Source organism: Clostridia bacterium (assembly GCA_035561135.1).
GTDB lineage: Bacteria > Acidobacteriota > Terriglobia > Terriglobales > Acidobacteriaceae > DATMYA01.
Window position 1 is genome coordinate 1 of the sequence record DATMYA010000028.1, and the last position, 12,982, is coordinate 12,982.

At 57.6% G+C, this 12,982-nt stretch carries 11 protein-coding genes; 8 read left to right on the forward strand and 3 right to left on the reverse strand.

All coding sequences use genetic code 11. The features are described 5' to 3' along the window. A partial coding sequence (locus VN622_06970) for a hypothetical protein (GenBank protein ID HWR35595.1) occupies window positions 1–206 on the reverse strand: 206 nt, incomplete at its 3' end. Between the two features lie 253 nt (window positions 207–459). On the opposite strand from VN622_06970, the gene coaD reads away from it, so the two are divergent. From coaD to VN622_07000, 6 genes are all read left to right on the forward strand, one after another. Then, entirely contained in the window at window positions 460–1,008 is a 549-nt protein-coding gene (gene coaD, locus VN622_06975) for a pantetheine-phosphate adenylyltransferase (GenBank protein HWR35596.1), read from the forward strand. Between the two features lie 5 nt (window positions 1,009–1,013). Beyond that, window positions 1,014–2,222 (forward strand): pyridoxal phosphate-dependent aminotransferase, encoded by a 1,209-nt coding sequence (locus VN622_06980; GenBank protein ID HWR35597.1) that lies wholly within the window; start codon window positions 1,014–1,016, stop codon window positions 2,220–2,222. A 166-nt stretch (window positions 2,223–2,388) separates the two neighbouring features. Beyond that, window positions 2,389–3,366: a type I phosphomannose isomerase catalytic subunit gene (locus VN622_06985; protein HWR35598.1), complete on the forward strand. Its 978-nt coding sequence runs from the start codon at window positions 2,389–2,391 to the stop codon at window positions 3,364–3,366. A gap of 43 nt (window positions 3,367–3,409) precedes the next feature. Continuing rightward, window positions 3,410–4,528, forward strand: a complete 1,119-nt coding sequence (locus tag VN622_06990; protein HWR35599.1) for a mannose-1-phosphate guanylyltransferase — start codon at window positions 3,410–3,412, stop codon at window positions 4,526–4,528. A gap of 73 nt (window positions 4,529–4,601) precedes the next feature. Next, window positions 4,602–6,035: a phosphoglucomutase/phosphomannomutase family protein gene (locus tag VN622_06995; GenBank protein HWR35600.1), complete on the forward strand. Its 1,434-nt coding sequence runs from the start codon at window positions 4,602–4,604 to the stop codon at window positions 6,033–6,035. A 197-nt stretch (window positions 6,036–6,232) separates the two neighbouring features. Next, window positions 6,233–7,369, forward strand: coding sequence for a M48 family metallopeptidase (locus VN622_07000; GenBank protein ID HWR35601.1), 1,137 nt, complete (start codon window positions 6,233–6,235; stop codon window positions 7,367–7,369). Window positions 7,370–7,376: 7 nt separating this feature from the next. On the opposite strand, the gene kdsB is transcribed toward VN622_07000, so the two are convergent. Both kdsB and VN622_07010 read right to left on the reverse strand, forming a co-directional pair. After that, the gene (gene kdsB, locus VN622_07005) at window positions 7,377–8,102 is read right to left on the reverse strand and encodes a 3-deoxy-manno-octulosonate cytidylyltransferase (protein ID HWR35602.1); all 726 of its coding nucleotides are present in this window, start codon (window positions 8,100–8,102) and stop codon (window positions 7,377–7,379) included. 82 nt (window positions 8,103–8,184) lie between these two features. Next, a complete protein-coding gene (locus tag VN622_07010; protein HWR35603.1) occupies window positions 8,185–9,675 on the reverse strand; it encodes a beta-galactosidase in 1,491 nt (496 codons plus the stop codon). 221 nt (window positions 9,676–9,896) lie between these two features. Between VN622_07010 and VN622_07015 the strand changes: the two genes are divergently transcribed. Both VN622_07015 and VN622_07020 read left to right on the forward strand, forming a co-directional pair. Further along, on the forward strand, window positions 9,897–10,310 hold the full coding sequence (locus VN622_07015; protein ID HWR35604.1) for a YtxH domain-containing protein: 414 nt from the start codon (window positions 9,897–9,899) through the stop codon (window positions 10,308–10,310). A gap of 279 nt (window positions 10,311–10,589) precedes the next feature. Then, window positions 10,590–12,722 carry a GWxTD domain-containing protein gene (locus tag VN622_07020; GenBank protein HWR35605.1) on the forward strand — a complete coding sequence of 711 codons (2,133 nt, stop codon included), beginning with the start codon at window positions 10,590–10,592 and terminating at the stop codon, window positions 12,720–12,722. Window positions 12,723–12,982: the final 260 nt, after the last annotated feature.

Consider the following 12,982-nt stretch of genomic DNA (forward strand, 5'->3'; position numbering starts at 1 on the left):
GAGAGGTGTTGCTGAAGCCTCTGAATGTGTTGTTCGTCGCTGTTGCGGATTTCTTCAAAGATGTTACGAAGATCCTGATCGTTCTGCACGTCGCGCATGTACTTCTCGTAGGCCTCCAACCCTTTCGATTTTTCGTGCAGAATGGTGATCAGGTCGTAGGTGACGTTATCGAGCGCAAAGCGACCTTGTTGCTGCTGAATTGCCATCGGTTCCTCCTGGAGTAATGAATCAACAGTTGGATGCGGGACGTGACGTTGTGCCGCCTCCGCATAACGTGCGAAGCGAGCTGCCGAAGCTCAGTCGCCGAACCACGATCCGGCTATGGAAGTCGGGTTCTGAACCTGAACTTTGGGCGGTCGTGGCGGAGGCGCGCAGCGCCATTCAGGGTAGTTGCGCTGCCTATGGCAGCGGCATAGAATCAATCGTTCCACACTTTTGTTTGCCGCACGCCGAGGTCAATTGAAGCGCGTAGTCGCTATATATCCCGGTACTTTCGATCCTACTACCAACGGACATCTGGACCTGATTCATCGCGGGTCAAAGATCTTTGACGAACTGATCGTCGCAATCCTTCGTAATCCCGAGAAGGCCCCGCTGTTCAGCCTTGAAGAACGCCTCGAAATATTGCAGGAGTGCACGGCCAAGTGGGACAACGTGCGAGTGGAGTCGTTTGAAGGATTGCTGGTGGACTACGCCGCTCGCCAGGGTGCAAAGGCCGTTCTGCGCGGTATTCGCGCAGTAAGCGACTACGAATACGAGTTGCAGATGGCGCTGATGAATCGCAAACTCGATCCCGCTCTGGAGACGATCTTCATGATGCCTGCGGAAACGTACTCGTACCTGAGTTCGCGCTTGGTGCGGGAGATTTCGCAACTGGGCGGATCGGTTCGAGGATTGGTTCCTGAAGAGGTGGAAGAGCGCCTCATTCGTAAACTGAAGATTAATAACAGGGCGAGTGCCCGGAAGCTTGTCTCACGGAAAGCTATATCGAAGAATAGAAGGCCATAATAATCATGCCAGCTACTCCAACCACGGATGTGAAAGCTAAGGCGTTCTCCGACCGTATCAATCGTATAGAGATTTCTGCCACGTTAGCGGTGGTGAACGAAGCTGACAGGCTGCGCTCTGAAGGCGCGGACCTTGTGGACTTCGGCGCAGGCGAGCCACACTTTTCCACCCCGCAGCACATCAAGGACGCGGCGGTTGCGGCCATCCAGAATAACTTCACGAAATACACTGCCGTTGCGGGCACCGCAGAGTTGCGCGACGCCATCGTGGCGCGCCATGCGCAGGACTTCGGCTCGGCCTACAAACGCGAGGAAGTGATCGCCTCGACGGGCGGAAAGAACGCACTCTTCAACGCCTTCCAGGTCCTGATCGATCGTGACGACGAGGTCATCATTCCGGTCCCGTACTGGGTGTCGTTCAAGGACATTGTTCGTTACGCGGGCGGCAAGTGCGTCTTCGTCGAGACGGATGAGAGCAAAGGGTTCGCAGTAACGCCGGAGATGATCGAGCGCGCCATAACGCCGCGCACAAAAGTTATCTTGCTTAACTCTCCGAACAATCCTTCCGGCGCTGTGATCAGCCCAGAGGATATGACGGAGATCGTCCGCCTGGCGCATCGCCGGGGCATCTACGTGATGACCGACGAGTGCTACGTCTACCTGAACTACACGGGACGGCGCTTCTCCGCCGGGTCTCTGACGGAAGCGAAGGATAAGCTGCTGGTCATCGGTTCCTTATCGAAGACGTACGCCATGACCGGCTGGCGACTGGGTTATGCGCTGGGCCCGGCGGCGGTGATCAAGCAGATGCAGAAGTTGCAGAGCCAGTCCACGTCGAATCCAACGTCGATCGTACAGAAGGCAGCGGTCGCCGCACTGAGCGGCTCCCAGAAGTGCGTCGATGACATGATGGCCGACTATGTGACGCTGCGGGACAAGATCGTTAAGGGCCTGCGGGAGATCAGGGGCATCGAGTGCCACAAGCCTGACGGCGCGTTCTATGTCTATCCGAACGTAAGTGCCTTCTTCGGGCGCGGCAATCTCACGTCAGCGGCCGATGTTGCGGGACGCCTCTTGCGTGAGGCGCACGTGGTCGCCGTTCCGGGCGAGGCGTTCGGCACAGACGAGCACATTCGGCTCTCGTACGCCACTTCCGCCGGAGAAATCGACCGCGGCCTTGAGCGCATGAAGAAGTTCTTCGGAAGTATTAGCTGAGTTGTATTCGCAGCCAGGGTGGAAAGGCGAGATGACCGCTTCGCCCTGGTGCTGCTCTTCCTGGGAAGAAACATCTCTGCCGGTCCGAGACTCTAACAATTCGGCCACTCAGATCAGATCCCCAGAATCTAATACATAGGTGTGCACCGAGGAAGACACCGGGAACATGCAGGAACTGTATCCACTGCTGTTGATACCGCATTTTGATGAGCGCGTCTGGGGCACGCGTGACCTGGCCCCTGTCTATTCGCGTGTTGTGGGCAAAGAGCCTATTGGGGAAGTATGGCTTACGGGCGACCAATGCCGGGTCGCGAACGGGCCTCTTTCCGGACAAACACTGAGCGATCTCTGCCGCACGTACCGGACTGAACTTGTGGGCGATGTCGCGCCGCAACCTGACCGCTTCCCGCTGCTGATCAAGTTCCTGTTCCCCAAACAAAAGTTGTCCGTGCAGGTGCATCCGGACGACCAGACGGCACAGCGGATTGGACAGCCCTGGGGAAAAACAGAGTGCTGGTACGTCATGCGCTCAGTCGCGGGCGCGAAAGTTGCGCTGGGGCTGAAGCCGGGCACTACACGCGAAGCGTTTCGTGAAGCCATTGAGCAGAAGCGCGCCGAAGAATTGCTGAACTGGGTGGACGTAAAAGTCGGCGACATGATCTATGTGGATGCCGGCACGGTACACGCGATTGCGCCGGGTTCGATCCTGATCGAGACGCAGCAGAGTTCAGACATCACGTACCGGCTCTACGATTACGGACGTCCGCGCGAGTTGCACATCAGCGAAGGGCTGGCAGCGATGCAGGAGACGACTGGAGCCGGCAAGGTCCATGCGCAGGAAATCGACGGCCACAAGATGCTGGTTGCATCGCCATGCTTTATCGTCGAGCAATTCTCGGTGGCCGAGCAGACCACATTCACGGCAGAGCCCGGCAAGAGTTCGGCGCAGGTGCTTGTTGGTCTGGATGGATGCGGTGTCGTGGAATGTGAGAGCGCGCAGCCTGTTAGCTTCAATCGCGGCGAGGCCGTGTTGATCCCGGCCAGCGTTCGTCAGTTCGCGCTGCGCCCGCAGTGGAATCTTGAGATGCTTCGCATGAGGGTTCCGGTGGAGGAGATTGCGCCACCTGTAACCCATATGCCCTGACCTTTCGCGCTGCCAGTAAGAGAGCGGTTCCAAAGAGAGAAACGTGGCGAAAGTTCAAAAACCGAAGTTCTACCCTGTCATCCTGGCCGGAGGTCGCGGAACGCGATTCTGGCCACTCAGCCGCAAGAAGTTAGCGAAGCAACTGCTGCCGCTCAATAGCGAGCAGACGATGATCCAGGAGACCGTTGCGCGCCTGTTGCCCGCTGGCGATGCAGACCAGTTCTGGATAATTACCAATAGCGATCTGCGCGGCAACATTGTTCGCCAACTTAAGAACTTGCCAAAGAAGCAGATCATCGCGGAGCCGATGGGACGCAACACGGCGCCGGCGATTGGACTGGCGGCATTCATTCTGCTGCATCATGATCCGGATGCGATCGTGGGTCTGTTTCCCTCCGACCACGTGATCAAAGACGAGAAGCGTTTCCGGAAAGCACTAACGGCGGCGGTCGATATCGCTGCGGCTGGTGAGAACATTGTGGTGATGGGAATCCGTCCGACGCGTCCGGAGACCGGCTACGGCTATATCGAAACTGGCGCGGCGGCCGCGAAAGGCACACTCCGGGTGCGTCGTTTCACCGAGAAGCCCGACGCGAAGCGCGCGGCGCGATTCGTCGCAAAGGGAAATTACTTCTGGAACAGCGGGATGTTCATATGGAGCGCCAGCACGCTGGCGGCCGCCATATGCGAACACCTGCCGAAAACGGCACCGTACCTGGAAGAGATCGGGGCGGCGTATGGATCGCGCAAGTTCGAGAGCACGTTCGCGAAGCTCTATCCCAAGTGTGAGAACATCAGCGTGGACTATGGACTACTGGAGCCGCGCTCTTCCAAGGGCGAGCGGGACTCGAACATCTACTGCATTCCGGCGGATTTCGGGTGGAACGACCTTGGCTCCTGGGCGGCACTGTACGAGCATCACGCGGGCGAGCGCGATTCGAAGGCCGACACCAACGTCATCATGGGCGGACGGCAATTCACGATTGACGCGCATGGGAACTACATTCACGCACCCGGCAGATTCGTTGCTGCCGTCGGTGTGGAGAACCTGGTAGTCGTGCAGACGGATGATGCGCTACTCATTACTACGCGCGAACGGGCGCAGGATGTCGGGAAGGTCGTGAAGCATCTCGACCTGAAGAATTTCGACGATCTCGTTTAACAATTGGATTTTTAGCGCCGATACCCGAGACCTTGGCACTCGAAACTATTACGAAACTGAGAACTGTCTTCCTATGGACGTAAGCAAAATCAAGTTTGGCACCGACGGCTGGCGAGGCATCATCGCCGAGGACTACACCTTTGAGAACGTGCGCGCGGTTGGACGTGCCATCGCGTCTTATGTCCTGAACGAAGAGGACTGGAAGAAAGGCCTCGTGGTTGGTTACGACACGCGCTTTGGATCGAAGCGCTTTGCCGAGGCTGTTTGTGAGGAACTGGCGGCGGCTGGCCTGTGGGTACGCCTGTCGGATGACTACACTCCCACGCCCGCGATTTCGTATGCGGCGAAGAACCTGGACACCGCAGGCGGAGTGATGATCACCTCCAGCCACAATCCATGGAACTGGAATGGGGTGAAGTTCAAAGGCAACTTCGGCGGCTCGGCGACTCCGGCGATGATCAGCAAGATCGAACAGGAACTGTACGCGGGCGCAGCGCCGAAGCATCCTGGCGGAAAGATTGAGACCGTAGATTTCAAAAAGGACTACATCGCAGCAATCCTCAAGCTGGTGGATCTCGATGCAATCCAGCGTACCGGGTTCAAGTTTGCGATTGATTGTATGTACGGCTCCGGCCGAAACATCCTGGCAGACATCTTTGCTGAGCACGGCATCAAGCACTTGCAGATTCGGGCCGATGTGAACCCGTTATTTCCCGGCATCAACCCGGAGCCGATCCTTCCGCATGTGAAGGCGCTCCAGGATGTGGTTATAGCTGAAGCCTGCGATGCGGGCCTGGTGGTGGATGGCGATGCCGACCGCGTCGGCGCCGTAGCGGGCGATGGCAGCTTTGTAGATTCGCACAAGTGCTATGCCGTTTTGCTCAGCTGGTTACTGGATTACAAGAAGTGGCCCGGCGCGGTAACGCGCGCTTACAACACGACGAAGATGCTGGACCGCATTGCGGCGAAGCACGGCCGTGAATTCATCGAACACGGCATCGGCTTCAAGTACGTAACCGACATTGTGATGAGCGGCAAGCAAGTGCTGATCGGCGGCGAAGAGTCGGGCGGCATCGGCATCCCAAGCCATCTTCCGGAACGCGACGGCATTCTGAATTCGCTGCTGATCGCAAACGCAATGGCGGATTACGGCAAGACGTTGAAGCAGCTTGTCGATGATCTTCAAGGCGAATACGGGCAACATCACTACGGACGTCGCGATCTGCACATTCCGGAAGAGGTGAAGCAGGGAGCGTTGCGCCGTGCGGCCGCAGGCGTGCAGAAGATTGGTCCGTACAAGATTCTGGGTTCGGGCAATCTCGACGGCATCAAGTTCTACCTGGACGCCCCGCGGAACGGCAACGGCGCGGAAGCATGGCTGCTGCTTCGGGCTTCGGGCACGGAGCCTCTGATGCGCGTGTACTGCGAAGCGGCGTCGCCCGAAATCGTGCGGGAGATACTCGGCGCCGCAGAGGAATTTGTATTTGAGAAAGCCACCACGGCGTAGAGCAGGGGGAATTCACCAGAGGCGAAAGAAGTCCCTCGGCTGCGCTTCGCTTCGCTCGAAAAGACAAGTGGATACGGGCTGCTCTTCCCCCGAAGACGAAATGACCTCGGTTGTCGCCTAGGGTGCCGCCTTGCGTTTTTGGTTGTTGAGCAGCGCGTTTCCGGTATTATCGTGCATCCGTAAATTTGGAAATCATCATGGCAATCGCAGCGTCCCCCATCAGCGATTCGCCGGAAGCCCGGCGTTATAACCGCATCTCGCGGCAACTCAGCGTGGCGGACGCCGTCCTCGGCCTGCTGCTCCTTCTCGTTCTGCTCTTGACTGGGCTCAGCAAAGCACTCAGCCATCTTGCGCTCGTCATCACCGGGCAGAGCTATGTGCTCGCACTTTTTGTGTACGTGGTCGCGCTGCTTCTTCTGGGAAAAATCGCCAGCATCGGTCTTGATTACTACGGTTTCCGGCTGGAGCATCAGTATCACCTCTCGAACCAGAAGCTGGGATCGTGGGCCTGGGACCAATTGAAAGGGTTCCTGATAGGCGTCGTTTTCTCCACGGTGCTGGCCCAGTTACTTTATTCGCTGATCCGCTTGATGCCCCAGGTGTGGTGGATCGTGGCTTGGGCAGCGTTCCTGGCGCTGTTTATCTTCCTTGCGCAACTCGCTCCTGTAACGCTCTTTCCGCTGTTCTACAAGTTCCGTCCGCTCAACAACGACACATTGCGGGAGCGACTCACATCTCTGAGCGAACGCGCAGGAACACGCGTGCGCGGGGTGTACGAGTGGGAGCTTTCGGCGAAGTCGACAAAGGCCAACGCTGCGTTAACGGGACTGGGCGCCACGCGCCGCATCATCCTGGCAGATACGCTGCTGGCGCATTACAGCGACGACGAGATTGAGGCCGTGCTGGCCCACGAGCTTGGACACCATGTGCACAAGCACATCTTCAAAAGCATCCTCGTGCATGCCGTCGTGACTTTCATCGGTTTCTGGGCGGTGAAGTCGGTGCTTCGGTACGCCGTCATCGAGCAGGAGTGGTTCGGGTCGCAGTACGACTTCTCTAACTTGCCGCTGATCGTGCTCGTCACAAGCGTCATCTCGCTGTTGCTCATGCCGGTGTTAAACGGCTATTCACGCTTGAACGAGCGTGAAGCCGACCGTTATGCGTGGAAGTCGATTGCGAGCGTCGAGCCGTTTGTTTCGGCCATGAACAAACTGGCTGAGCAGAACCTTGCGGAGCGCAATCCCTCACGCTGGGTCGAGGTGCTGTTTCACTCGCATCCGTCAATTTCACGGCGAGTGAGTGCGGCGGAAGCGTGGGCGCGCTCGCGCCGCTAAGTTTTCGTCAGCGACCGCCGAGAAGGATTCCTTCCACCCGCTGCACATCCTCTTCCGTGTCTACGCCGACCGTGTCGAAAGGCGTCTCAGCAACGTAGATGCTGATGCCGTTTTCGAGAAAGCGCAACTGCTCCAGGCGTTCGCTGCGTTCGAGCGACGATTCGGCAAGACGACAGAAGGTGTCGAGCGCAGCCTTGCGGTACCCGTAAAACCCAAGATGCTTGAAGTAGCGAATGCCAGCGTTGCCATCGCGGTCGTGTGGAATGGTGGCACGTGAGAAGTAGAGAGCGCGTCCGGTAACGTCGGTGACAACCTTGACCGCGCTGGGATTTGTGACGTCCTGCGCCGGGCATGACGTCTTCAGCGTGCCGACATCTACGCCGGGGCGCGCCATCAGTTCAACAAGCGCGGAGATGTGTTCCGGGCGCGTCAGCGGTTCATCGCCCTGCACGTTGAGGTACACGTCGGCGTCAACCCATTGCGCGACTTCGTGCACGCGGTCGGCTCCGCTGCGATGCGAGGTGGAAGTCATGCGGACGTTCCAGCCATTGCGCTGCGCGAGTTCGTAGATTTCCCCGGCATCGGTAGCGATGATGACGTCTGAGAGGGAGTTGGCGGCGCGGGTGGCTTCGTAAACGCGCTGGATCATTGGCTGGCCTGCAATCTCGCGCAAAGGCTTGCGAGGCAGGCGAGTCGAGGCTAGTCGGGCAGGAATGATGGCAACGGCACGCATGAGAGTAGTTTCGAGCGTTGCGAGCGAAGTTGCAAGTCCGAGCCTGCGCGGGACAAGAGCGAGCTAGGCAGCGCGTGCTTCGCTAGTTGATAGGTTTAGGCTTGGCGCAGTCAACGACAGCTACAAACACGCGATCGCCCGTCAATCGGACATTGCGCAAAGATTGAGTGTAAGGGTGGGTGTGGGAGACTGCGTGTCCGAGGGCGTTGTAGTTGGTTACCGTGGATGCGGTGCATGGCAAACCTACTGAAATGCGCTCAGCCCTGCTGTCGACTGCGAAGCCGGTATGCTGCGGCACTTCGTCGTACTCGGAGCTTCGCAGCCAGCCGGCGATAACAAGCTTCCCGTCCTTACGCTCAAACGCGTGTACGACGCTCTGGCTGGCAGCTGCGCGATGTACGTTTGCATCCTGATCCGCGGTCCTCACCCGCTGAGCGAATAGCTTGTTGAAGAATCGGAACGCTTTAAACGATGGCTTGCGCGCGCCGTTCACGTTCTGAACTCCGAGGTGGTAATGGACCTTGTCGGCGGGCATACGGCGATCGGTGTGGAGGAAGTCATCGATGCGGTACCAACCGGCAAGCGTGATCTGGCCCGACACCGCAGTCATGATGAAGGACTTTAAGAGGAAGTCGGCCGCGTAGCGTTGCGAGTGCTCGTAACGATAGTAAGTGTTCGTGCCCCAGACGGAGGCCTGGTTTGGCCGGTAACGATAATCGGCGTAGCCCATTTCGTTCAGCCACAGTTCGGGCTTGCCACCGCTCCTGTCCGTGAGGCGCTTCATCTCCGGAATCCGTTTGAGGAAGACTTCCTCGGCGCGCTCCTCGTCCCAGGACTCGGGATACCCGTGCAGCGCAATCACATCCACAAAGCTGCCGATCTGATACTTCGACACGAGAGTCTCGAAGAACGGGCCGGGGCCGCGGCTCATTCCGCCAAGCACGATGCGCGCATCTGGGTCCGCGAGGTGAACGGCCTTGGCACCGGCGATCACCAACTCGGCGAACTCATCGGCTGAGCCTTGCCAGTATTCGTTCAGGTCAGGCTCATTCCAGAGTTCCCAACTGTGAATGCGTCCGCGATATCTCGTCGCGAGCTTGGTCATGACGGCGGCGAACAAAGCCGGATCGCGGGGCGGCTGCTTCCAGAACTCTGTCTTATTGCGCGCTGCCCACTCGGGTGTGTACGCCACATATGGGATCAGCTTGATGCCCGCGCGAGCGGCCTCATCCACCAGCATGTCCCAGAAGACGAAGTCATATCTATCATGCTGCGGCTGGATTCCGTTCCAACTAAAGGCACAACGTAGCGATCCAACACCTAGCTCTTTTGCAACGCGCAGGTGACGCCGCACGCGAGCGCGGGAATCCCGGCCATCAAAGTAATCATCTCCGATTGCCGTTTGCATCTGGAAGAACGCGCCGGAGTTGATGCTCTGGATGTGCGAAGTAGCACGCTTATTGGCAGCGGGTGCCGTGGTCGCGGTCTGCGCAAGGGCACTCGCGGAGCAAGCGACGAGAGCAAGCCAGAAACTTACGCGGCGAAGTAGTTGGAACGGAATCGAGTGCTGCATTGTGAAAGCCTACTTACCTGAAGCATATAGGGCAGAAAGTCTGGTTGCGATCAGGCAACGACCCTAGCCCGTGGCCGCAGCGGAGTGGCTGAATCTATATGCGAAGTAGGACGAACGCCCTCGGGGTGAGCCATTAGGGGCGTTAGGCGACAACCATCACTTTTTGTGAGTCGTCCAAAAGCTTTGTAAGCGATGCGGAAGACATGCGGGAAGGAGTTCTTATGAGGTGGGCTTTTTTCGCAGGACTTGGTTTCGGCACGGCCTTGGGATTCTTGTATGCACCGAAGTCTGGGGCTGAGACACGCGGCAATTTACGCAATGCTGCCACAGGATCGGGCAAGGCGCGACAGCAGATCAGCTTGATAGTCGATCGCGCCAAGGCTGAAACGGACGAAGCGCGTGAAGCGAATCAATCTGAGGCATCGCGGGAGGAACAGCAGACGGTGCGCGCGCCTGTCTCGATTCTTACGATCGTCAACGAGTGGCCGCATGAACGGTTAATCGAGATCGACGGCATCGGTCCAGTGCTGGCATCGAAGATCATCAGCAAACGCCCATACAAAGCATTTCAGGACTTGGTGGCGTCGAAACTCCTTCCCCCGAGCGCTATTACTGCGCTGCGAAAGGCAAGCTGATGGGATGCTCTTCACGGTGAGCGCTGCCATCCGTTCGGTGTGCTCGAACAAGATCAATGACTTAGCGTGTCATCACGCGCGACTTCATCAGCGAACGTCGTCAGCGAACGTGGGACGGACTTGCAACCCGCCGCGCGGCGGTTCTAAATATCGGAAAGGTTACGTTTGTAGCCGGGACTCGGGCAGGAGGTCAGGTTACTACCCGGCATCAGAACTGCATCATAGTGTAGATGTGGGCCTGCGCAGTCGTAACGCGAAGCCGCCCTCCCAAGTGACGCCATGAGTTTCAATACTATTTCAGTGATGAACAACACAATCACATCAAAGCTGATTGTTCGAGCCTTTGCCTGCGCATTGATCTTTGCATTGCTCTCTTCCGCCATGGCAGACGACGTGAAGAGCATGCCGCAGCGATACCGCGACTGGCTGCAGCGCGAGGTCACATACATCATCACGCGCGAAGAAAAGGATGCATTCGTAAAGCTGCCGAGCGACGCGGCTCGCGACACATTCATTCAACGATTCTGGGAGATACGCAACCCGAGCCCGGGAGCTCCGTCCAACGAATTCAAGGACGAACACTACCGCCGGTTGGCCTATGCGGATCAGTTCTTTGGGCGAGATGCGGGAACTCCGGGGTGGCGAACCGATAAGGGACGGATCTACATCCTGTTTGGCGAGCCGCAACAAAAGGCCCCTTATTACGGACTCAATAAAGTGCGTCCGATGGAGATCTGGTTCTACCAGAATGCCAATCATCCGTCGCTTCCACCCTACTTCAACATCCTCTTCTATAAGCCGGATAGCGGCGGCGATTTCAAACTCTACAGTCCATATATGGACGGGCCGCAGAAGCTCGTAACAACGGACTCAGGCTCGCGCTCCGAAGCGTTCAAGGTCATCGATCAGGATGCCGGACGGGAAGTAGCGAGAACAACCCTCAGCCTTCTGCCCGATGAGCCTGTGGACATCGATACCGCGGTTTCCAGCCTGCAGTCGGACATGCTCCTGTCCAACATCAAGGGGCTTCCCAACCTTCCGCTTGAGAAGGAGATGTTGAACCGGCGGCGCGAAGTGCTAGAGAGCGTCACGCACCGGGTGATCCTTGGTCCAGAGTTCCTCAACGCGATGGCCGTGCCATTGCGCGGTGAAGATGGCAATGTGGATGTGCATTATGTTCTGCGCTTGCAGAAGCCGGAGGATTTCACGATTGCCCAAGCGGCGGACGGACGCTACTACTACAGCCTCAATGTGACGACGCGGGTGCTGGGGCCAGACAACAAGTTGATTTTCACTCAGGAAACGCCACTCTCGCGCTACTTCGGTGAACCGGAGTTGGCGCGCATGAAACACAAGACGCTGGCGGTGGAAGGATGGCTGCCGCTCGCTCCGGGGAAATACAAACTTGAGTTCGTCCTGAATAACAAGATACGGCAGACGGCGTTCCGCACCGCAACAGATGTTGCAGTCCCTGAGCCGCCGACGGCGGGACTTGCCATCACGCAACCGATCCCATTCGGCGATATCGAAGTCATCGGACCCTCGAACGGCCGTCATGTGCCGTTCAGTGGAGCGGGCGTTCGCTTCGGGCCGATGGTGACGCAACAACTGGAACTCAATCCGACGGACGACCTGACGTTTTTCTACCAGATATGGACTCCCCCGGCTGATCCACGCCAAAACAGTGGCAAGAAATTGATTGTTGAGTATGGCTATGGCCGTCCGGGCGTTCGTGGAGATTCGAAAGTGATTCGCGACGAGGTACCTCGCGATCAGTTTGATCGATCCGGCTCTCTGTTGAACGGGAAGAAGATTCCGATTGCGGACCTGGGCGCGGGCAACCATCGGCTGGTTGTAACCGTAACCGATCCCGAAACCAGGCAGAAGGCTTTTAGCAGTTTGAATTTCCGCGTGTCCGGCGCGGCCGTGCCGTCGCAATCCTGGTATGTCTACAACACAGACGTTATGCCGCTGGTGCAGGACGGCACGCTAGACTACCAGCGCGGTCTCTGCTACCAGGCGAATGGAGATCAGGAACGCGCCGCGCAGTGGTTCCGCAAAGCGGTGCAGAAGAATCCTCGCAACGACGTTGCGCTTTCGAAAGTCGTGTCATTGTATTTTGCAAAGAAGGCATTCGCCGAAATCGCCGGCCTATACCAGAACGCGGGCATCAATGGTGAGATGGACGAAGAGACCATTCTGCGCATTGCAGAAAGCCTCGACAAAACCGGCAAGACGCAGGATGCCGTCAAAGCGCTTGAGTCGGCCTTGACTCTAAAGCCGCCAAGCTGGCCTCTGTACGTTGCGCTTGGCTCGTACTACAAACAGATGGGCGATGTGCAGAAGGCAAACGAATTGGAGCGCAAGGGCCGGTCACTGATGCCCGCGGCCGCGGCAGCACCGACTTCCTGAGCTACTAAGCTACCAAAGCTACTTAGCTATCTAGCCATTGAGAACGTTGCTCTCCTGCGCGAGGGCGAATCCTTCGACTGCCCGACAAAGTCAATCCACTTTGGGCGATTTCGGTCGACATGACACTCCAGTGTGTCTGGAATCTGATTTGTGCAGCAATCTAATCTGTCCAACAGGGGGATTGGCTTCGGCCAATCCTGTATTTGTTTGTATCTCCTCGATTTTCTACAAGCATTAGAATCCGGCAACTCTGGTCTTTC

What these genes read in the sequence shown, in the direction of transcription:
- VN622_06980 (HWR35597.1), top strand. Translation starts at nt 1,014, where the DNA reads ATGCCAGCTACTCCAACCACGGATGTGAAAGCTAAGGCGTTCTCCGAC.
- VN622_06985 (HWR35598.1), top strand. Translation starts at nt 2,389, where the DNA reads ATGCAGGAACTGTATCCACTGCTGTTGATACCGCATTTTGATGAGCGC.
- VN622_06995 (HWR35600.1), top strand. Translation starts at nt 4,602, where the DNA reads ATGGACGTAAGCAAAATCAAGTTTGGCACCGACGGCTGGCGAGGCATC.
- VN622_07000 (HWR35601.1), top strand. Translation starts at nt 6,233, where the DNA reads ATGGCAATCGCAGCGTCCCCCATCAGCGATTCGCCGGAAGCCCGGCGT.
- kdsB (HWR35602.1), bottom strand. Translation starts at nt 8,102, where the DNA reads ATGCGTGCCGTTGCCATCATTCCTGCCCGACTAGCCTCGACTCGCCTG.
- VN622_07010 (HWR35603.1), bottom strand. Translation starts at nt 9,675, where the DNA reads ATGCAGCACTCGATTCCGTTCCAACTACTTCGCCGCGTAAGTTTCTGG.
- VN622_07015 (HWR35604.1), top strand. Translation starts at nt 9,897, where the DNA reads ATGAGGTGGGCTTTTTTCGCAGGACTTGGTTTCGGCACGGCCTTGGGA.
- VN622_07020 (HWR35605.1), top strand. Translation starts at nt 10,590, where the DNA reads ATGAGTTTCAATACTATTTCAGTGATGAACAACACAATCACATCAAAG.